This window comes from Erysipelothrix inopinata, from assembly GCF_014396165.1.
Classification (GTDB): domain Bacteria; phylum Bacillota_I; class Bacilli_A; order Erysipelotrichales; family Erysipelotrichaceae; genus Erysipelothrix; species Erysipelothrix inopinata.
In genome coordinates, this window is sequence record NZ_CP060715.1 from 397706 (window position 1) to 419126 (window position 21421).

Sequence of the window (21421 nt, forward strand, 5' to 3'; positions counted from 1 at the left end):
CCGTTATTAATTATGATATTGGTTGAATGATTCCTAATTCTAAAAATAAAGAAACTACTGCACCAGTATATCCACTATCGTTTCCAAATGTACTTCTTTGGAGATTCCAATGATGAGTCAATGAATTATAGTTTTTAAATCTTCCTTGCAAGTCAGTGATAAATTGTTCATTTTCACTGATACCACCACCAATATAAACGACATCCGGGTCTAACATAATACAAATATTATAGATGCCTTCACAGAGTGCGTTAAGCCAATTGTCATATATATTATTTATATTGATATCCACTTGCGACCACTCCATTATTTTATAACCATCAATCAGCCTTCGTGGTATCTTTTTTTTAAGCGAAACTTGGTGGATAAGGGCACTCATTGATGCAGATTTTGACCAGTACTCGCCCTGAACACTTAGATAGCTTACCTCTCCCGCCAAACTGTGGTTACCTTTGTAAAGTTCGTGGTTTATTACTACAGCTCCTCCCAATCCTGTTCCTATCGTCAAATTAAAGAAATTTTCAACATTGTATCCCGCACCCAAGTTTTTCTCAGCAATTGCACATGCATGAGCATCATTCTCAATTTTCACGGGTATTAAATAATCTCGAGTTAGTATTTCTTTCAAGTTTATCCCTTTTAAGCACGGAATGGATCCGCCATCTAAGATTTCATCATTCTCATCCATAATCCCAGGAAGACAAATCCCAATACCCGCAAGTGGTAACTCACTTTTAATCATCGTATGTATGATTTCCAACAGTTCATCAAGATTACGACGTGGCGTACTAAAAATTTCAGTATGCTTACATTGCAGCCTTTCACTCTGATCATTAAAGAGACCGTATTTAATATTAGTACCGCCAATATCAATTCCTAAATAACGTTTCATTACAGTACCCACCTTTATAAACAGAGTATAACGTATATAAAAAGAAGAGGAAACCTCTTCTTTAGATTAGTCTTCTTTCACAAACTCTTTAGCCGAAGCTAAGAGTGATGCAACATTTTGTAATTCTGAAGGAATAATAATTTTTGTTGCTTTTCCATCAGCTACTTTTTCAAATGCTTCTAAGCTCTTCAATTTGAGGTATGCGCCATCATTATCAATACCTTCTAATAACTTCGCAGCTTCTGCTTGAGCACGAAGAATCGTTTCAATTGCTTGTGCTTCCCCTTCAGCTTCTGAAATCATTGCAGCTTTTTTAGCTTGAGCTCTTAAGATTACAGATTCATTTTCACCTTCTGCGATTAGAATTGCGGAACGTTTTTCACCTTCTGCACGAAGAATTGATTCACGACGTTCACGTTCAGCACGCATTTGTTTTTCCATCGCTTCTTGAATATCGCGTGGAGGGATAATATTTTTAACTTCAACACGTTGAACTCGAATACCCCATGGGTCTGTTGCTTCATCTAAGATTAAACGCATTTTTGAGTTAATGATGTCTCGTGATGTTAAAGTTTGGTCTAATTCCAAATCCCCAATAATATTACGAAGTGTTGTTGCTGTGAGGTTTTCAATCGCATTAATTGGATTATGAATACCATATGTATACAACACAGGGTCTGTAATTTGGAAATAAACAACGGTATCAATTTGCATCGTAACGTTATCTTTTGTGATAACAGGTTGCGGTGCAAAGTCTTGCACTCTCTCTTTTAACGATACTTTATTCGCTACACGATCAACAAATGGGAAAATAAAGTGCATCCCTTTATCCAATGTGTGTGAGTATGCTCCCAATCTTTCAATAACATAAGCGTTAGATTGAGGAATAACTCGAACACAATAACCAATAATGAGTAGAGCTATTAAAACTATAAATATTAAGATAATCATTCCACCAAGTGACATATGCACCCTCCTATACTTTCTTTACAATAAGTTTAACACCTTCAAGGGCTAAAACTTCAACTGTTTCATTTTTTTCTATTTCGCTTTGATCAACCGTTGTTACTGACCAATCAACCCCATTCACTTTTATTGTACCCCATTGATCTTCTTTTATGGCTTCGGACAATTTAAATTGTCTTCCGATCAAACGATCAGCATTCGTAGAAATAGAGTTTCCGCGTAATGCTTTTGCGGTAATTGGTCTAATTAAGAATAACGATAATAACGATGTGACTCCGAACACAATAACTTGAATCAAAATATTGTCTGTCCACATACTCGTTAACATCGCAAAGAATGCACCGATAGCAAACCAAACAGAGATTAAGTTACCAACCGTTATTAACTCAAACACAACCATGAATACCATGACAATAAGCCAAATTTGTAATTGAGTCATCCAATCACCCCTTTCGTATTAATTGCATCTAAATCAAAGACAAGTGTATGTTGATGGTCATCATATTCAGCAATAACTTTCTGACCATCAAGTGGTTTATTAATTTTCGAGGCAATTAAATCACAAAGCGCACGATTATTAATTTTCGCATATCCTTTACCAATTGAAATTTTATGCAAGTTTTGTTTTGGATACGCATTAAGTTCTAAATCACGTTTTGTGACAGGTTTAATTCCAACTTTGCCATCGTCAGAAAATCCAACGAGAACAAATTGACTGTCAACAAAGTGTACCATAGCATTTTGATTTAATGTAAGACTGCGATCACTTAACGTAACAATTTCTAATTCTGCATTTCCGGTTACCCATTCAAACATATTCCGCCTCCTTTTCTTATATGATATCACTTTTTTCCTTTTTTTCAATCATTTCACAAATCTTTCATCTACAATAAAAAAAGACTCCAGTTACCTGAAATCTCTTAAGTTACTTATTACCAATCAAGAAGCTCATTTCCCTTAACAAGGAAGCTCTTTGTCGCATATTGTGCTAATGGATCATCAGAATAAGAATCGGAATAAAATTCTTCCATATCTTTAAGATCAAACTTTTCTTCAAATCGTTTCACTTTTTCCGCACCATAACAATTTGGTCTCAAGTTTTTCCCATTTCTAGGATCTACTACTGAACCAATAAGATGAATATTTAGTTCATCACAGATAGGTTTTAAAAAGAATTCTGGTGAAGCAGACACGATAACATCATCATCACGTCTTTGCTCTAAATACCAAGGTTTCAATTTTTTTCTATTTTCATTCCAAAAGTCTGTAATCACTTTATTGAGATTATCAATATCTGCCATATACTCATAAAAAATTGTTTTCATTTCTGTTTTTGTAATTTTTCCTCGTTTGTAATCAAACATAGCTTTTGTTTGTTTTGGCCAATGTTTCATTAATCCCAATTGATTTTTCAAACAATATTTATAAAAATCCACCGAGCTATCGCCATCATAAATTGTTTTATCAAAATCATATACGTTCATAAAATTTGGTCTCCTTTTGTTTCTGTTCCTTTAACATCACAAATCGATCTTTAAGTGCTATATAGACCTGACTTGTTTGTTCACAATCTTCAAGTGCACGATGTCCCACTTTTCGTTCAACATCAAAGTACCGACAGAGTGTTTCTAATTTATGGTTTTCTATGTCTTGTAGAATAAGTCTTGAAATACGTAATGTATCTACCATATCATTTTGTAATCCGTATCCACGTTTGTATTCAATTGCTTCACTCACAAGATTGTAATCAAAAGCTACATTATGACCTAAAATAATATCATCACCAATAAACGCTACAATACGCTCTATCACATCATCAATATGAGGGGCATTTTCTACCATCTCATCCGTTATTCCAGTTAGTGATACAACATAAGGGAGAATGGTATTCTCCGGTTTAATCAAAAATGATAATGAATCTACTTTTTTATAGTTTCTATATTTTACTGCACTTACTTCAGTTATGTCTCTTGATTTATTACTGCGACCCGTTGTTTCCAAATCTATCGTGGTAAAATTAGGCACAAATTTCAAGAGGTTTTTTCCACTATTAGCCATAATATTCCTCAATTCTTATTCTATTGTAACATACCTTTCAAGATAAGAAAAAACTGTAATCCGAAGATTACAGTTAAATTTCATCAAATACAATGTGTCCAAGAATATCTGCTTGATTAACTTTTTTATCAACACCCATTTCGATAGTGAAGAGCCAATCATTTTTTGGATTATTCACACGAGCAATTACTTTATTGATGCCGTATTCATATTTCGCAATCGTAGCAACCACAAGGTTTGCTTCATCATTACCCGTTACGACAGCAAGTACGTCCGTATCATCAACATGTGCTTGTTCAAGAATTTGTGTATCTGAACCATCTCCACAAATAATCATAGATTCTGGAAACTCAGATCTTAACTTTTCAAGGACTGCAGGACGATTATCAACAATCAAAACCTGGCAGCCTTTTTCGATGAGTAAATGAGCGAGGTAGGAACCAACTTGTCCCCCTCCGATTATAATAACTTTTTTCATTTTATAACCCTACTCTTTCTCTAAATTGGTCCATAAATTCATTGAGGACAGATACATGAACAATATCACCACGTTCAAGAACGGTTCCTTTTGTAGGAATCATTCCTTTGTTTCTACGTGTTAAGCAAATTACTGTGCTGGATAGTGGTTCAGAAAAATCATCAACCACACGACCCACCATTAATTCTGGAACTTCAATTTTCACAACATTCACATCACCGTCAGCAAATGACATGATGGTATCAAGTTGATTAAAGTTCAAGAGTTCGATGGTACGTTTGATTCCCCAATCTGTTGTGGAAATCGTACGTAATCCTAGCATATTATAAATTTCAGCTTTACGTGGATCATAAAGTCTTGTAATAACTTGAGGTACGCGATAGATGTTCTTTGCAATACGTCCGATAAGTGCATTGGTTGTATCTTTACTTGTACAAACCACGACTGCATCAGCACGGTCGATACCTGCTTTTTCTAGTACTTCTTTATCAAACCCAACACCAACTACTTTAGTTCCTGTAAAGTCACGTCCTAATTTATTTAGAGCTTCTGCATGATCATCGATTACGGTGATATCATGCTTACCTTTAGAGAGTTCTAGCGCAAGGGTTGAACCCATACGGCCACTACCAATAATGATTACTTTCATTTTTATTGCTCCTCCTTTTGTACTTTATTTCGAACAATTTTCTTACGATACTCTTCGATTAAGAATACTGGAATAGGAATGATTGCGAGAATAATCCATTCGGTTACTCCTAAAGGCGCTGTATCAAAAATGCTTTGCATGAATGGCACATACATCATAAATGCCATTAAGAATATTTCAAATACAATTCCAATTAAAACTTTTTTATTACTAAAGATACCCATCTTAAAGACGGATTGTTTTTCAGTACGACAGTTAAGCACCGCACCAATTTGACAGAATACAATCGCAGCAAGTGTCATCGTGGTTGCTTGACGGTAGACAAGGCCATCTGCTGCAAGATTACTGAATGAATAACCATTTTTAAAGTTGATGTAGAAGTAACATGCCATTGCGATAATTGATGCAATTAGTCCGTACCATAAGAATGCCTTGATGATTGTTTTCTTATTTAATAATGAGTCATCACGTGATCGTGGTGGTACATTCATAATTCCTGCTTCAGGAAGCTCTGTACCAAGACCTAAGGCTGGTAGCATATCTGTACCTAAATCGATGGCTAGAATTTGCATTACAGTCAACGGTAATGGAATACCACCTCTCGAGAACAAGAACGCTGCAGAGGGTACTGCTTCAGACATATTACTATTTAAAATATAGGTTAAAAACTTACGAATATTACTATATACGGTACGTCCTTCTTCAACTGCTTTAACTATTGAAGCAAAGTTATCATCCGTTAAAATAACATCGGCTGCTTCTTTCGCAACATCCGTACCTGTAATACCCATTGCAACTCCGATATCTGCTTTCTTAAGAGCTGGAGCATCATTAACACCATCACCTGTAACGGCAACGATGTGATCCATCGTTTGAAGACAAGAAACAACACGGTATTTTTGTTCAGGAGCGACACGCGCAAAGATAACTTCTTCTTCTAGTGCTTCTTGAAGCTGTTCGTCTGAAAGTTCATAGAGTTCTTTACCAGTGATAACACGAGGATTTTCACCATGAACTATCCCAATTTGCTTTGCAATACTTTCAGCTGTAAGACCATAATCACCTGTGATCATGATAATACGAATGCTTGCCTTATGACATAACTCAACAGCGTCTTTAACTTCTGGACGTGCAGGGTCAGACATAGCCATCAATCCAACAAAGACAAGATCTTCTTCGATTAATTCCGGAGTATAAGCACTCATTGCTTTCGGTAGATTATCAACTTCATTTAAGTTTCGATAAGCAAATGCAAGAACACGAAGTCCTTTTCGAGCATAGCTATCATTGGCTTCCATAATTTCTTGACGTTCTGATTCTGTAATATCACGAACCATACCACCCACTAATATTTTGTTAGAGAGTTCCATAACTTCTTTAGGAGCACCTTTAACATAAGCCAAACGTTCTCCAAAACTTTGGTGTACCGTAGTCATTCTCTTACGACTTGAATCAAATGGCAACTCACGAAGTCTTGGTTCATTTTTAAATATTTCTTCGAGTGAATAACCCGATTTTTGAGCAACAACAGAAAGACACGCTTCTGTTGGATCACCTAAAACTGTGTAACGATCTGATTCTTCTGAAGGAGGTAAAATTTTCGCATTGTTGCAAAGTGCTGACAAGCGAATTAATGTATCAAGATCTTTATTTCCTTTTACATTAACACTTGCGCCATTCACTTCCACATTACCTTCTGGCGCATAACCCAATCCGGTAACATCATATTCACCGTCAACAGTCCATAAATTACTTACTGTCATTTCATTTTGAGTTAAAGTACCTGTTTTATCTGAACAGATAACAGTTGTACAACCAAGTGTTTCCACAGCAGATAGTTTCTTAACAAGTGCATGTTCTTTCGACATTCTTTGTACTGCCATTGCAAGTGATAATGTAACAGTTGGTAAGAGACCTTCTGGAATAAAAGCAACAATCATTCCCAATGCAAAGATAAATGATTTCGCAAAACCATCTTTTACAAAGAATACAGATACAACAAAGAATACGACACCAATACCTAAAGCAATTAATGATATTTGCTTTGTAAGCACATTTAATTCTTTTTGAAGAGGACTGAGTTCCTCCTCCATGTTTTGAGTAAGGTCCGCAATTTTACCAAATTCCGTTTCCATTGCTGTCGCAATAACGACTGCCTTACCGGTTCCACTGGATACCGATGTTCCAGCATGAATCATGTTAGATATTTCAAAGGGTGATAAACCTTCTTTTAAAACCGCGTCACTAACCTTTCTCACTGGATTTGATTCACCAGTAAGTGTTGATTGATCAACTTGTAGATCACTAGCTTCAATGAGACGTGCATCGACGGAAATCTTATCACCTTCCGCAACTAATACAATATCACCAGGAACGAGATCCTCTGCAAGGATTTGTTGTTCTTCACCATTTCTAACGACTCGGGCATACGACGGAAGCATGTTCTTGAGTGCATCCGTTGCTTTTCCCGCTTGAAACTCTTGCCAAAAACTAAACAAACCATTGATGATGTTTACACACCATACCGCAATACCAAGTTGAGGCATCTCTGCAATAATCGCAATAATACCACTTGCCCAAAGCAAGAGAGCCATCATACTTGTGAAGTTCGCCAAGAATACTAAGATTAGGGGTTTCCCTTTAACCTCTTTTAACTTATTCTTACCAAACATCGATATTCTCTTATCAATTTCTTGATTACTTAACCCTGTTTCTTCAAGGTTCAAATGACTTAAGACATCCGTATTCGCAACGCGATAGATATCTTTGGAGTCACTAATAATCTCTTCTTTTTCCATGTGCAATTTTGTCCTAATCGCCTTTCTACTTGAACAAATATACTCTTTTTTTTTGAAAAGTAAATATATTTAATCTCGATTTTAGAAAAATTTTATTAGTTTCACCAATTGTTCATATGTAAGCGCAAATCATAACAAAACATTATGGGTTTTGTTAATTTTTGTTAATAATTCTCCACCTCTTTTCTTTTTGATTTGACGATAAAAAAATAGAAGTATCCAGTATTTTGATACTTCTATTATAGTTGGTTTTTAACTTTTTTTCACGCTATCACTTATGAGACTTTTTTCACTTATATAATAGATTAAAAAGATTCCTTGAATCACGATATAGAGACCGAGACGGCCATGGTTCCATAGAATCACTCGCGGTCCATCACGGACAACACCCAAAGGTGGGGTTGAACCAGTTGCAATATCCTTCACACCATTTGTAGGTGTCCAAAACGGAAGATACCATACAAGCATCATAAGAACAACAAGATTAAGAATAACTCCCTTACCTTTACGACCCAAAAAACGAATCATTTTAATAACGTTTCATCGCTTTTTGAATATCACGATTCATAGAACGTTCTTTTTCAACTTGTCGCTTATCAAACAAATGTTTTCCTTTTGCAAGCGCAATTTTCATCTTTGCACGACCTCGGACCAAGTGAATATCCAAAGGTACAATCGTGTATCCTTTAATGCGTTCAGCTTTATCAAGTTTTTCTATTTCATAATCATGAAGAAGCAGTTTTCGATCTGCAACCTCCTCATGATTGAAACGATTTCCCTGATCGTATTGTGCAATGTGCATCCCTTTAATCCACGCTTCACCATCTTTGATTGAAATGAAGGATTCTTTAAGTTGTACTTTACCATCACGAATTGATTTGATTTCAGTTCCAGTTAATACCATTCCTGCTTCAAACTCATCCTCAATAAAGTAATCGTGATAAGCCTTACGATTTTTTGCGACGACGACCATGATGTTTCACACCCCTTTTTCGTGGTTCAATAAATTCAAATTGAATGCTATGTTCAAGTTCATCAACAGCAACTAATTTAACTTTAACTTGTTGCCCTACTGCGTAAACCTTTTTAGTTCTTTCACCCATCATTTTCTGAGCTGCAGCATCATATTGATAATAATCATCACGTAATGTTCTAACGTGAACAAGCCCTTCAATTGTATTCGGAAGTTCCACAAAGATTCCAAAGTTGCTGACGCCTGAGATAAATCCCGTGTAACGTTCACCAATTTTATCACTCATAAACTGAGCTTTCTTAATTTTTTCAACTTGTCTTTCTGCCTCAAGAATTGAACGTTCTTTCGAAGACGTGTGTTTTCCAGCTTCAATTGTTGCAAGTTCATCTTGCTCAAAATGACTGAAGTCATGATTTAAAAGATATTTCTTCAAACGTTGATGTAAAAGAAGATCAGGATAACGACGAATTGGAGATGTGAAGTGAGCATAATCTTCTAATGCTAACCCAAAGTGACCCACGGGCGTTTCTGAATACTTCGCTTTACTCATCGATCGCAACATGAGTCGCGATACCACAGGGTATTCTGGTTTCCCTTCAAAGAACTCAAGGGCTTTTTGTATTGTCTTTGGATGGACATCATCAAGGCTTCCCTTCATACGATATCCAAGGATACGCAAGGTATGTGACAACTCTTGCATTTTTTCTTTCGTTGGTTTTTCGTGAACACGGTAAAGAATTGGAATGCTTTGATGCTTACAGTGACTTGCAACCACTTCGTTGGCACAAACCATGAACGCTTCAATCATCTCTTCAGCTTCACCTGTTTTACGTCTAAAGACATCTAAGACATTACCCTTGGAATCAATAATGAATTGACTCTCGTCACTATCAAAACCAATTGATCCCGCTTGCTCACGACGGTATTGTAAGCGACTCGCACAATCTAACATCATATCAATCATTTCCTGAACTTCACCCAAGTCTTCACCTGAATTCACTTCATTGTATGACATACGACGTTTTGAAGTAATGATAGATTCATAAATATTATAGTCAATGACGCCACCATTAAAGTCTAAGTCAATTTGACATGTCATAACAAAACGTTCAACATTCGGATGAAGTGAACATACACCATTCGATAGTTCCTTAGGCAACATTGGGACAACCCTGTCTACCATATATACTGAGGAACTTCTCTCTAATGCACTTTTATCAATGACACTTCCTGCTTGAACATAATGAGCAACATCAGCGATATGAACATACAGACGATAACCATTACCTTTTGCTTCCATATATATAGCATCATCCAAGTCTTTCGCATCCTCGCCATCAATCGTAATAACATATTGATCACGATGGTCCATACGACGCCCAAGTACTGATGAATCCACTTCTTGAGGAATGTTAGGAATTTCTTTGAGAACATCATCATTAAACTCCACATCAATTCCATAAACAAACAGTACCGAACGAACATCCATTCCCGGTTCATCCGCACTTCCAAGCACATCAATAATATCGCAATGAATGACATCATCCACATGCGTTATTTTACCAATGACACGTTGGCCTTCTTGAAGTTTCATCGTACCCGCTTGATATTCAACAGCTTGTGTAATTTTTAAATCATACGGAATAAAAGTCAGTTTTTTATTTTTAAATTTCATCGTTCCTAAGATAACATCACGATTACGCTTAATAACCTTAACAATTTTTCCATATTCTTTATCGTCTTTTACACTCACAGATACTAAGACCGTATCCATATCCATTGCTTGATTAAAATCATCTTTACCAACATAAACAGATTTCAAATCATTCTCTACGAAACCAAAGTTTTCTCGCACAACACGAAATGTTCCGATTGTATATATATTGGGATCAAGTAAATAGACGACCTCATCAATATAGATACTTTCATCATCCACCAAATCATCAAGAAGATGTTTTACTTCCGAAACAGAAAAACCAAACATTTGGGAGAAGCTCTCTATCCAGACTTCCAATGTTTGTAATTGTTTTGATTGACGTAATGCATTTTTTATTAGTTCGTAATTATTATTAGTCATAAAAATAATAAAAACCGCATCTGCGGTTCTCTATTGTCCTAAAATAGCAATAATCACAAGTGCAAAATATAGAACACCCGTAACTAATGTCAGATTTGAAATTACTTTTTCAGCGCCACGCTCTTTCGAGTTTGAAAATAAATCCAAACCTTTACTTCCCGAGAATGCACCCGTAAATCCTTCTGATTTTCCACTTTGTAATAGAGATAAAATAATTAATACCGCAGATGTAATAAGTAATAGTACTTTAACCATGTTATTCACCTTTTTCTTTTATGTACACCTTATTTTACCAAAAAAACAAATTCAAAACAACGGTATTCATGTGATGATTTTGTTAAAACCTTTAATAAATGTGCTTTTTATGTGTGGAAGGCCAAATAGTCCGCCTCTTTTGCATCAATATGCTAAAATACTAGCAGGAGGTTTTCTAATGATAAACTTAAACGATAAAGCAATTCCACGACGTAATATGAACTATAAATGGGATGAAATGCTCACAGCGAATCCTCATTCAATCCAAGAAGATCTTGTTCCCTTCACAGTAGCTGAAATGGAGTGGATGACAGATTCACATATTATTGAAGCCGTTCAAGAATATATGGGCAACTGTATTTTAGGTTATACATTCCCAAATGAAGATTATTATCAAGCAGTTCAAGATTGGCTCCAAGATAACTATGGACTCAACGTAAGTCAAGAGGATATTGTAATGACACCCGGAGTTATTACTGCACTGCGTACAGCCATCCAAATTATGACTGAAGAAAATGATGGCGTTATTGTATTAACACCCTCATACCAATCATTCTTTAAAATTATCAATGAAACCAAAAGAACCTTAGTGAATATCTCACTTACAAATCACGAAGGAAATTATACCCTCAATACCGAAGCACTCGAATCTGCTTTTGCCAATCCCAACAATAAAATGATGATTCTATGTAACCCCCATAACCCTGTGGGTCATATTTGGACACACGATGAGCTAAGCACCCTAGCGCAACTCAGCTCAAAGTACAACATCCCTGTAGTAAGTGATGAAATACACGCAGATCTTATTATGCCAGGATATACGTTTACTTCATATGCGAATTTTGACCCTCACGCAATCATTTGTACCGCACCAAGCAAAACATTTAATCTTGCCGGTTTAAAACTTTCCAACATTATCATCAAAGATCTTGCTTTAAGAAATAAATTTGTGACACACGCATCACGTTATGGTGCAATGGGTGTCAATGCACTTGCCATCGTCGCAACTCATGCCGCCTATACTCAAGGAAGACCATGGCTCGATACTGTTATTACACAAATAAATAAAAATGCCTCTATCATTCAAGAGACATTTTCTAAAACAAAGGCAGTTGTTTCACCTTTGGAAGCAACATACCTCATGTGGATTGACTTCAGACCTTATACAAAAGAGCATCCCGAACTCATTCAAGAATTTATTGATAACGGTGTCTTTGTACATGAAGGATCTCTATTTGGAGAAGATGGTAAGAACTTTATTCGTATGAATATTGCAACGCCACAACACTACATAGAAAAAGCCTGCACTACCATGCTAGATATCATAAACAAACTCTAGAATATCTCGAGGTTGACATTTTAATTCTGTACAAATTGCATTCAAGGTTGAAAAGCGTATCGCTTTCACCCTTGAATTTTTTAATTTTGACAGGTTTACCTCAGATATTTCAGTTCGTTCCGATAGTTCTTTAAGTGTCATTTTTCGATCTGCCATGACACGATCCAATCTTACGATTATCATTCAATCACCTCTATTTTCGATTATACCACATTTATTTTTAACGATAAACATTAATTATATTATGTTATTACTTGTGAAATGCTGTACTTTTGAATTTCTCGCTTTGTTTCATAGCCTTTCAGACTTTTTTAATTTACCATAGATTTTAGAAGGAAACAGGGGGTTTACCATGGAAACAATAACCATTTTAAAACGCGATAATCAAAAAGCTACATTTAATGGCGAAAAGATTGCGGTAGCAATCAAAAAAGGATTTGATTCACTCGAATCTGATAAATATACAGGCGATGATGCCAACCACGTCTACAATGCAGTCTTAGAACAAATTCAGGAAATATCTAAAACTGAAGAATATATCTCAATCGAGCACATCCAAGATCTCATTGAAAAAGAACTCTTACGACAAAACTATATTGAAGTATATGAATCATTCAGTTCATATCGTAATCGTCGTAACGAATCCCGTAAGATTTTTATTGCGAAGCAACATAAGTTCTTGAAAGCAATCGAAAAACTTAATCAAAAAGAAGCTATCGATGCGGATGAAAAACGTGAAAATGCTAACGTTGATGGCAACAGCCCAATGGGAATGATGTTACAGTTTGGTTCTACTGTCTCAAAAGAATTTGCGAAAGCATATCAAATGAGCGAAGACTACTATGAAGCACATGATTCAGGTCAAATTCATATTCATGATATGGACTTCTTACCAATGGGAACAACAACATGTAACCAAATCAATCTCGAACAACTTTTCGAACATGGATTCTCTACAGGTCATGGTCATTTAAGAAAACCTCAAGATATTATGTCTTATGCAGCACTTGCTGCTATCGCAATTCAATCAAACCAAAATGATCAACACGGTGGTCAAAGTATCCCTGCTTTTGATTATTACATGGCTCCAGGTGTGTTACTTACCTTTAAAAAACAATTCAAACAACGTGTTTATGACTTCCTTGAAATCTCAAATCTTTTAGATACTGTAGATATCAATGCAATCATCAAACATATCGATAAAGTTGAATCGCTGACTTTAGATTTACAAGAATTTAGTAAGTTCTCAGATGATGCACATACATTAAAAATTATTGAAAAAGCATATGATAAAGCAGTTCGAGTTACCGACCGCATTACATTCCAAGCGATGGAAGCATTCATCCATAACTTAAACACGATGCACTCACGTGCAGGAGCTCAAGTTCCATTCAGCTCTATAAACTTCGGAACAGATGTCTCTCCAGAAGGACGCATGGTTGTGGAAAACTACCTAAAAGCACTTGATAAAGGATTAGGAAAAGGAGAAACTCCAATCTTCCCTATTTCAATCTTCAAAGTTAAAGAAGGTGTAAACTACTTCCCAGAAGACGTTAACTATGATTTGTTTAAACTTGCTATCAAAGTATCAGCAAAACGTCTCTTCCCTAACTTCTCATTCATCGATTCTTCATATAATAAACAATATTATAAAGAAGGTCGTTACGAAACAGAAATCACTTATATGGGATGTCGTACTCGTGTTATGTCCGATATCTTCGCACCTGGGGAAGAAGTTGTAACAGGTCGTGGTAATCTAAGCTTTACATCCATCAACCTCGTAAGACTAGGAATTAAACACGGTATTCTCACGAATGAAACACCAGACTTTGAAGGATTCTACGAAGAGTTAGAACACCTCATGGAACTTGTGAAATTCCAACTCATTGAACGTTATAAAGTTCAATGCAGTAAATCAGTATCCAACTTTAAATTCTTATTGGGACAAGGCGTTTGGATGGATTCAAAATCACTCAAACCAAAAGATAATCTCCACAAAGTGTTAAAACACGGATCCCTTGCTTTTGGATTCATTGGTCTTGCAGAATGTCTAAAAGCATTAACAGGTAAGCATCATGGCGAAAGTGCTGAATCACAAAAAATCGGTTTAGAAATTGTTGGATTCATGCGCGATCTAGCAGATCGTTACACTGAGGAAGAACAATTGAACTTCTCACTCATTGCAACACCTGCAGAAGGACTCTCCGGAAGATTTGTAGCGATTGATCGTTCAATCTTTGGGTCAATTCCTGAAGTTACAGATCGTCATTACTATACAAACTCATTCCATGTACCAGTATATTATGATATTTCAATTAAAGATAAAATTGCTCTTGAAGCACCTTATCACGAACTCACAAATGGTGGCCATATTACCTATGTTGAACTTGATGGTGACACCACTCAAAACCTTGAAGCCTTTGAAGAAGTTGTTCGCCTCATGCACGACTATGAAATTGGTTATGGTGCCATAAATCACCCTGTCGACCGTGACCCAAGTTGTGGTTACACCGGTATCATTAATGAAACGTGTCCAAGCTGTGGTCGTCACGAAGACGAAGGTGACTATGGCTTCGAAAGAATCCGCCGTATTACAGGATATCTTGTAGGAACTCTAGACCGCTTTAACGATGCAAAACGATCCGAAGAACACGATCGTGTTAAACACGACTTATGAAAATAAGACTCTCGTCGTTTGTCCCGGAATCCATTGTAGATGGAGAGGGAATTCGATCAGTTGTCTTCACTCAAGGTTGTCCTCATAACTGCCCTGGGTGTCACAACCAAAAGACGATTCCATTCGAAGGTGGTAAGCTTGTGGATGTTGATGATGTGATTGATCAAATTCTACAAGTTGACCTTGGAAAAGTAACCTTCTCTGGCGGTGAACCTTTCGTTCAAGCAGAACCTCTTTACTACATTGCGAAGGAATTAAAGAAAAGAGGCTATAGCCTCTGGTCCTATACTGGATTTACGTATGAAGCATTAATGCGTCACCATGATCCCTTTGTCCAAAAATACCTAAGTCAATTGGACATCGTCATCGATGGACGATTTATGATTCGTAAACGAAGCCTTGCTGCTCTTTATCGCGGTTCATCTAACCAACGAATTATAGATGTTCCGAAATCCCTTGAAGCAGGTAAAGCCATTGTCTCCGATGTCTACGTTGATCCAGAAGAATCTACTGAAGACAGGGACTATGATATCTTCATATAAACACAAAGACCTTAAGCTTGCTGCCTAAGGTCTTTTACTACTCTTTAGTTTTAAAGATAAAATAATGAATTGCCCACACCGATCCATAATAGATAACTAAAGTGCTAATCGATTGTAAGGGCGAAAATTTTGGTGAATTCTCTATGAGAAGATAGATTGCTTGCAAGGCAATAATTACCCAAGCAATGATATTTTCTTTCTTTGAGGGTTTCAAAATAAGATAGGCAATGACAAAATAACTTGCCAATAATACCAATCTAAAGATTCCCATCAATGGATCACGTGTAAGTTCTTCCCAAATCCAAGAAAAACTCATAATGTTTAATGTTAATAACATCACGGCAGGTAGGTAAGCAAAGAAGGATAGAACAATGTGAATCCATTTTTTTAATGTGTCACTCATGGTAGCCTCCAGAAATTAAATCGTGTACATTTCCTTAAGTTGGTCACGTTTCTCACGTGTTAAACCGAATTCTTCTTCAAAGTAGTGATCAAAGGTTCCATAAACACGACGAATTTCATCAAACGATGCTTGAAGATATGATGGACGAATGATTAATCCTGGAATTTTATAATAGAGAGTTTCCTCAGTTAAGTCTCCATTCATACGACGGCGTTCATTTTCAACGATTGCATCATAAGCATCCATTGATAACATATATTCATATGTTACAATGTCTTCTTTCACATCTAATGCAAGTAAAATCAATGATGTAGCAAGACCTGTACGGTCTTTTCCAGCTGTACAGTTATGCAAGTAAGGTGTTGCACCATCCTCTAATAAGATATTAAACATATTGATGTATGCCGGATTACTAAATGGTAATTTTTTATAGAATTCATCCATGGATTCTGTAGTCAATATTGTATACGGTACTGTTTTATCTGTTTCAAATAATCCTAAGTGTGCGGATGCAGAAATAGTATGAACATTCTTAGCAAAACTTTCTCGTTGTTCATCACTGTCTAACTCTGTTAATTCACGATAATCCAATAGGTGTTGAATATTGAGTGATCTTAGATAATCACGGTCTTCCTCAGTTAAATCACGGTATGATCCACAGCGATAAAAGGTATCTTTTTTAACGCGACGACCATCTTTTGTTTGGTATCCCCCAAAATCTCTAAAGTTTATTAGTTCACTCATAATGTAACCTCCATTGGGCCTATTTTATCACAGTTTAAGGTAATTAACGAAATTTTAACAATCTCTTTATGAAATAATCACGAACTGTTGGTAGGATACACTCAAGAGCTTAGTGCTCGATAACAAATATTGAGATTCTCCATCATTAATATTTGTTTGGCCAGCTTAGACCACTGTGCCTGGACCTTCGGGTCCTTTTTCTATACTTTTGGATTTTAGTTGCGTACAATGTTTCTATAGAAAAGGAAGTGGCATTATGAAAGAAATAGTTCTAGCTGGAGGATGTTTTTGGGGTGTAGCAGAATACTACAGACGATTAAAAGGCGTTGTAGACACAGAAACAGGCTATGCCAATGGAAATCAAGATACAGTTTCTTATGAAGCCGTATGCACAGGGAAAACGGGTCACGCTGAAGTAGTAAAGATTAAGTATGACGAAACTCAGATTTCTCTTAACCAAATTCTTGATCACCTCTTTAGAATGATTGACCCTCTAAGTCTCAACCAACAAGGCAATGACAAAGGCACTCAATATCGAACAGGAATTTACTACGAGAATGACGACGATTTAAAAATCATCACTGACGTCGTGGCAAAACAACAACAAAACTTCAGTCTACCAATCCAAGTTGAAGTGACACCTTTAGAAAACTACTGCTCTGCAGAAGACTATCACCAGGATTATCTTGTAAAAAATCCCCAAGGTTATTGCCATATAAATTTTGGTTTAATCCAAAAAGATGAACTCAAATCGTAAATCCTTGTTTATTTTGAGGAATCATTCACAAATTAGCCTGTTTTGAGAGTGGTTGTGATAATATATTATCATTTTTGGTCATTTCATTAATTTATTATCATCATGCGTGCTATAATACCTTTATAATAATTGTGTGAGTACACAGATTCAATATTTTGTATTTTGGTAGGTACGAAATATTGTGGAGTTACTTGATGTTGCAAGTGCCATTACAATATCAAGCTTCAATTATGAAATCCTATTATCTCAATTCTATTTCCAAAACTAATAGGTATAAAGCAATACGTTCCATATAAGAACGTATTTTTTTTATTCTTACGAGCTAACTGAAGTATTTAAAGTTATAATTGTATTAGAAACGAAGGACCTCTGTTTGAAAATTGAACGTTAAATTGGTATTATCTTTTATTTATCAAACCGTGAACGTGTTACCGCCAATCAACTGGCAGAGCACTTCGAGGTTTCACGTCGGACCATTTTCAGAGATATCTATGCTCTTACTCTCGCTGGCATTCCTATTTACTCTGGTGAAGCTCTCTATCACAATACCAATTCATATTGTGATAAAAGCTTAATTACCGCAAACTCGGCAAGCGGACTTGATTTTGCCAAGGATATCATCACGGCATTACAAGTCTATCCTCAAGACGTTACTGAAGCGTGGTATCAATACTTCAAAGTAGGAAACCCTGAGTTATTTTCGGATCTCATGAATCCAGCAAATCAGTAAAAAAACAGGGTTAGCCCTGTTTTATTTTTATATAACTACGATACCCTCGTGCAGAATAATACGAATCAGCACCATTATGATAGGTGAATACCGTATTATAACGACGATCACAGAACAATGCACCACCGAGGTCACGAATTTCGCTTGGGGTCACAATCCATGTTGATGTCTTCAAATCAAACGCTTCAATTGACTGCAATTCTCGATAGAGAGCTTCATCTAAGAGTCGTGTTCCCATCTTCTTATTCTCAGCTTCGACACTTGATTCTGGTTTATTTTTCTTTCGATCGTTCAATGCTTTCTCATCAAAACAAAAACTTCGTCTTTTACTTGGACTCTCACTAGAACAGTCAACGTAAATCCATGAACCATCTTTTAAAACAACAAGATCTGGTTCGCCTCCCGTTTCTTCCATCTTCGTAATGATTTTGAGACTCTTATCATCCAGTACCTTGACCAGTGAATTCCAGTCTACATTTCCATGTCGATGAGGATTCATTTCAAATCGTTCTTTTAAAACTTCTATTAATTGGTTTTCCATCTCATTTACTCCTTCTCGTTATTGGTAATGTCATCACGTGTTAGGATAGTGTCAATACCCCACATTATCATTAATTTGAGCTCTTCCCGATCAACGTCATTAAGATTTTTAAGGTACAAGCATGACTTTCCTATTTTATACTTTCCCAATGAATCCAGTCTTGGATAAGATTCTAGTTCATCAGAAATATATAGCGTAAGTGCTTGTTTGCGATTAGCGAATCCAAATAACGGCATGTTTCCTTCGGTTCCAGTTGGATATTTATAATGAAGGCTTCCAAATCCAATAATATTACCCCAAAGTTTTGGTTTTTTTCCTGTGCACGATTCTCCCAAAGCTAAGAGTTGCATAATGTCATCTTTTCTCTTATCTTCAACAGTATCAAGATAACCATCAATATTATGTTGCGTTATTTCCATCTTACTTCCTTCCTACCACTGCATGAATCCAGTCTGGAGCATAGGCCGACGTACATCCCTTGGATACTTTCATTGTCTTATAAACACCACAGCGTTCGCCTATCTCTAAACACTTTTCGGTATAGTTTGGATATCCAAACCCAATTTCACATAGCATCCGATTCATCATCCAAGTTTCAGGTTCTTGGGATAATGGTAAGTTCTCGGATATGTATTCTAAAATTTCCGGAAAATCAGCCTCGTATTGTGATTTGTTTGCAACCATCAACGCCCAGTATGCTCGTCTTAACTTTAAGTCACGATTCTTACTACAAAGGTCAGCAAGCTTGGCTTCATCCTTAATTTTCGCTAAAACATTACTTATCAAACTATCAGAAAGTTCTACTGTCTGCGCGCTTCCTAAATATTCAAGTGCATCTTCAAGTGTTACTTTACCAGACTCCATTAAAAATATTCCTAAATTTTGCGCATCAAATTGACCAGTACTCCAAAGTTCATCCGCCAGTTCTTGGTTCTTTCCTATATCCTTAGCAAACGACCGTATTTTACCCATTGGCACACCGAAAGCATCATCTGCAGCGCCTTGCTTTAATAATGTTTTTCTTCTTGAAGGAATTCCCTCACTTTGGAGATTATCCATTACTTCTACGAGCTTCACACGAACACCACCTTTTCTTTATCTTACCATTTTAAGATTGCTCACGTTATTTCTATGCATCAAAAAAGATAGACCTTTCGATCTATCTTAATTTAATTATTTTTTTCCTAAAAGTTTAAACATATTCTTTTTATATACTTCAACACCTGGTTGATCAAATGGATTAACATCCAACATATACACTGACATAGCAAGTGATTTGAAGAAGAAGTATACGAGATAACCGAAGTTATATGCATCTGCTTTTTCAATATTAAGGATCACATTAGGAACATTTCCAGTAACCTCATGAGCTTCAAGTGTTCCTTCAAATGCTTTTTGGTTAATCCAATTCAAGCTTTTACCTGATAAGTAGTTAAGTTGATCAATATCTCCATCTACAAATGGTACTTCAGCATCTTCAATTGGGTTGTCAACAAGCACTACAGTTTCAAAGAGGACTTTCTTACCATCTTGAACAAATTGTCCCATACTATGAAGGTCTGTGGAGAAGTTAACACTTGCGGGAAGCAAGCCTTTTCCTTCTTTACCTTCTGATTCACCAAAGAGTTGTTTCCACCATTCTGCTAAGAATACAAGGTGTGACTCATAGCTTACAAACATTTCTACATCTTTACCTTGTGCTTCCATCATACGACGAACAACAGCATAAACATAAGCAGGGTTTGCTTCTAAGCTTGCATTATTTAATTCAAATGTAGCATCTTTAACACCACGCATCATAGCGTCAATATCAATACCTGCTGCGGCAATTGGGAGTAACCCAACAGGTGTAATAACTGAGAAGCGACCCCCGATATCATCAGGAATAACAAATGTTTCATATCCTTTTTGATCAGCTAGAGGTTTTAGAAGACCATTTTTAGCATCGGTAGTTGCATAGATACGTTTTGATGCTTCATCCACACCATACTTGTTTTCCATGAACTCACGGATTAAACGGAATGCTAAAGCAGTTTCAGTTGTAGTACCGGATTTAGAAATAACATTACATGCTACTTCTTTATCTTTAATATAGTTTAAAATTCTAACAATTGATGTTGAAGAGAAAGTGTTTCCAATATAAATGATTTCAAGATCATCTTGTGCGTAAGGTCCTTGAATCATTTCAATTGCTGCACGTGCACCCAGGTAGGATCCACCAATACCACAAACAAGTAATACATCGGCTTGCTCGCGGATACGTTTAGCACACACTTTGATTCGATCAAATTCGTCTTTGTCATAACGATCTGCCCAATCTAACCAACCTAAGAAATCATTTCCTTTTCCAGTTTTATTGTGGATCATTTCATGAATTCGTGTTACTTCATCTTGATAACTCATTACATCATTTTCTAATAATGCATGTTTCAAATTAACATTAACCATAGGTCTCTCCTTTTTCGCCACCCATTGAGGCATTTTAACATCTAAAGATTTAAACCCGAGAACACTTTCAGGGACCAAACTACGTTTATGTTCT

Annotated in this window: 25 protein-coding genes; 5 read left to right on the plus strand and 20 right to left on the minus strand. The window is 36.3% G+C overall.

Going from position 1 to position 21421, the window contains the following annotated elements; genetic code table 11:
• Positions 1-10: 10 nt before the first annotated feature.
• The 13 genes from H9L01_RS02020 to secG all read right to left on the minus strand — a co-directional run bounded on the left by H9L01_RS02020 (position 11) and on the right by secG (position 11146).
• Positions 11-892 carry an ROK family protein gene (locus H9L01_RS02020; protein ID WP_187534343.1) on the minus strand — a complete coding sequence of 294 codons (882 nt, stop codon included), beginning with the start codon at positions 890-892 and terminating at the stop codon, positions 11-13.
• A 66-nt stretch (positions 893-958) separates the two neighbouring features.
• Complete coding sequence (locus tag H9L01_RS02025; RefSeq protein WP_187534344.1) at positions 959-1858, minus strand: SPFH domain-containing protein; 900 nt, start codon at positions 1856-1858, stop codon at positions 959-961.
• A gap of 10 nt (positions 1859-1868) precedes the next feature.
• On the minus strand, positions 1869-2297 hold the full coding sequence (locus H9L01_RS02030; protein ID WP_187534346.1) for an NfeD family protein: 429 nt from the start codon (positions 2295-2297) through the stop codon (positions 1869-1871).
• Entirely contained in the window at positions 2294-2674 is a 381-nt protein-coding gene (locus H9L01_RS02035) for a hypothetical protein (protein ID WP_187534347.1), read from the minus strand. The genes H9L01_RS02030 and H9L01_RS02035 overlap by 4 nt, the downstream gene beginning before the upstream one ends.
• Positions 2675-2790: 116 nt before the next feature.
• Positions 2791-3342: a haloacid dehalogenase-like hydrolase gene (locus tag H9L01_RS02040; RefSeq protein WP_187534349.1), complete on the minus strand. Its 552-nt coding sequence runs from the start codon at positions 3340-3342 to the stop codon at positions 2791-2793.
• Positions 3329-3916, minus strand: coding sequence for a 3'-5' exonuclease (locus H9L01_RS02045; RefSeq protein WP_187534351.1), 588 nt, complete (start codon positions 3914-3916; stop codon positions 3329-3331). Before H9L01_RS02045 ends, H9L01_RS02040 begins: the two co-directional genes overlap by 14 nt.
• Positions 3917-3989: 73 nt before the next feature.
• A complete protein-coding gene (locus H9L01_RS02050) occupies positions 3990-4394 on the minus strand; it encodes a potassium channel family protein (protein ID WP_187534353.1) in 405 nt (134 codons plus the stop codon).
• A gap of 1 nt (position 4395) precedes the next feature.
• Positions 4396-5043, minus strand: a complete 648-nt coding sequence (locus H9L01_RS02055) for a potassium channel family protein (protein ID WP_187534354.1) — start codon at positions 5041-5043, stop codon at positions 4396-4398.
• A 2-nt stretch (positions 5044-5045) separates the two neighbouring features.
• Positions 5046-7841, minus strand: a complete 2796-nt coding sequence (locus tag H9L01_RS02060) for a cation-translocating P-type ATPase (protein ID WP_187534356.1) — start codon at positions 7839-7841, stop codon at positions 5046-5048.
• 252 nt (positions 7842-8093) lie between these two features.
• Positions 8094-8369 carry a hypothetical protein gene (locus tag H9L01_RS02065; RefSeq protein ID WP_187534358.1) on the minus strand — a complete coding sequence of 92 codons (276 nt, stop codon included), beginning with the start codon at positions 8367-8369 and terminating at the stop codon, positions 8094-8096.
• A 1-nt stretch (position 8370) separates the two neighbouring features.
• Positions 8371-8814 (minus strand): SsrA-binding protein SmpB, encoded by a 444-nt coding sequence (gene smpB, locus H9L01_RS02070; protein WP_187534366.1) that lies wholly within the window; start codon positions 8812-8814, stop codon positions 8371-8373.
• Entirely contained in the window at positions 8789-10891 is a 2103-nt protein-coding gene (rnr, locus tag H9L01_RS02075; RefSeq protein ID WP_187534368.1) for a ribonuclease R, read from the minus strand. The genes smpB and rnr overlap by 26 nt, the downstream gene beginning before the upstream one ends.
• A 30-nt stretch (positions 10892-10921) precedes the next feature.
• Complete coding sequence (gene secG, locus H9L01_RS02080) at positions 10922-11146, minus strand: preprotein translocase subunit SecG (RefSeq protein WP_187534370.1); 225 nt, start codon at positions 11144-11146, stop codon at positions 10922-10924.
• Positions 11147-11324: 178 nt separating this feature from the next.
• On the opposite strand from secG, the gene H9L01_RS02085 reads away from it, so the two are divergent.
• The gene (locus H9L01_RS02085; protein WP_187534372.1) at positions 11325-12485 is read left to right on the plus strand and encodes a MalY/PatB family protein; all 1161 of its coding nucleotides are present in this window, start codon (positions 11325-11327) and stop codon (positions 12483-12485) included.
• On the opposite strand, the gene H9L01_RS02090 is transcribed toward H9L01_RS02085, so the two are convergent.
• On the minus strand, positions 12462-12668 hold the full coding sequence (locus tag H9L01_RS02090) for a helix-turn-helix domain-containing protein (RefSeq protein ID WP_187534374.1): 207 nt from the start codon (positions 12666-12668) through the stop codon (positions 12462-12464). The two genes, H9L01_RS02085 and H9L01_RS02090, sit on opposite strands and share 24 nt — an antisense overlap.
• A 169-nt stretch (positions 12669-12837) precedes the next feature.
• Between H9L01_RS02090 and H9L01_RS02095 the strand changes: the two genes are divergently transcribed.
• A complete protein-coding gene (locus H9L01_RS02095) occupies positions 12838-15162 on the plus strand; it encodes an anaerobic ribonucleoside triphosphate reductase (protein ID WP_187534376.1) in 2325 nt (774 codons plus the stop codon).
• Complete coding sequence (gene nrdG, locus H9L01_RS02100; RefSeq protein ID WP_187534378.1) at positions 15159-15704, plus strand: anaerobic ribonucleoside-triphosphate reductase activating protein; 546 nt, start codon at positions 15159-15161, stop codon at positions 15702-15704. The genes H9L01_RS02095 and nrdG overlap by 4 nt, the downstream gene beginning before the upstream one ends.
• A gap of 37 nt (positions 15705-15741) precedes the next feature.
• On the opposite strand, the gene H9L01_RS02105 is transcribed toward nrdG, so the two are convergent.
• Both H9L01_RS02105 and H9L01_RS02110 read right to left on the minus strand, forming a co-directional pair.
• Positions 15742-16107, minus strand: a complete 366-nt coding sequence (locus H9L01_RS02105; protein ID WP_187534380.1) for a hypothetical protein — start codon at positions 16105-16107, stop codon at positions 15742-15744.
• Positions 16108-16122: 15 nt separating this feature from the next.
• Positions 16123-16851 (minus strand): tyrosine-protein phosphatase, encoded by a 729-nt coding sequence (locus tag H9L01_RS02110; RefSeq protein WP_187534382.1) that lies wholly within the window; start codon positions 16849-16851, stop codon positions 16123-16125.
• A gap of 256 nt (positions 16852-17107) precedes the next feature.
• Between H9L01_RS02110 and msrA the strand changes: the two genes are divergently transcribed.
• The gene (msrA, locus tag H9L01_RS02115) at positions 17108-17608 is read left to right on the plus strand and encodes a peptide-methionine (S)-S-oxide reductase MsrA (protein WP_187534384.1); all 501 of its coding nucleotides are present in this window, start codon (positions 17108-17110) and stop codon (positions 17606-17608) included.
• A gap of 400 nt (positions 17609-18008) precedes the next feature.
• Complete coding sequence (locus H9L01_RS10965; protein ID WP_425486355.1) at positions 18009-18338, plus strand: helix-turn-helix transcriptional regulator; 330 nt, start codon at positions 18009-18011, stop codon at positions 18336-18338.
• Positions 18339-18348: 10 nt separating this feature from the next.
• Here H9L01_RS10965 and H9L01_RS02125 read toward each other — a convergent pair whose 3' ends face one another.
• From H9L01_RS02125 to H9L01_RS02140, 4 genes are all read right to left on the minus strand, one after another.
• Positions 18349-18879 carry a DUF4256 domain-containing protein gene (locus H9L01_RS02125; RefSeq protein WP_187534386.1) on the minus strand — a complete coding sequence of 177 codons (531 nt, stop codon included), beginning with the start codon at positions 18877-18879 and terminating at the stop codon, positions 18349-18351.
• A gap of 5 nt (positions 18880-18884) precedes the next feature.
• Positions 18885-19298 (minus strand): DUF1801 domain-containing protein, encoded by a 414-nt coding sequence (locus tag H9L01_RS02130; RefSeq protein ID WP_187534387.1) that lies wholly within the window; start codon positions 19296-19298, stop codon positions 18885-18887.
• 1 nt (position 19299) lies between these two features.
• A complete protein-coding gene (locus H9L01_RS02135; protein ID WP_187534389.1) occupies positions 19300-19956 on the minus strand; it encodes a DNA alkylation repair protein in 657 nt (218 codons plus the stop codon).
• A 96-nt stretch (positions 19957-20052) separates the two neighbouring features.
• Positions 20053-21327 carry a glucose-6-phosphate isomerase gene (locus H9L01_RS02140; protein ID WP_246449187.1) on the minus strand — a complete coding sequence of 425 codons (1275 nt, stop codon included), beginning with the start codon at positions 21325-21327 and terminating at the stop codon, positions 20053-20055.
• Positions 21328-21421: the final 94 nt, after the last annotated feature.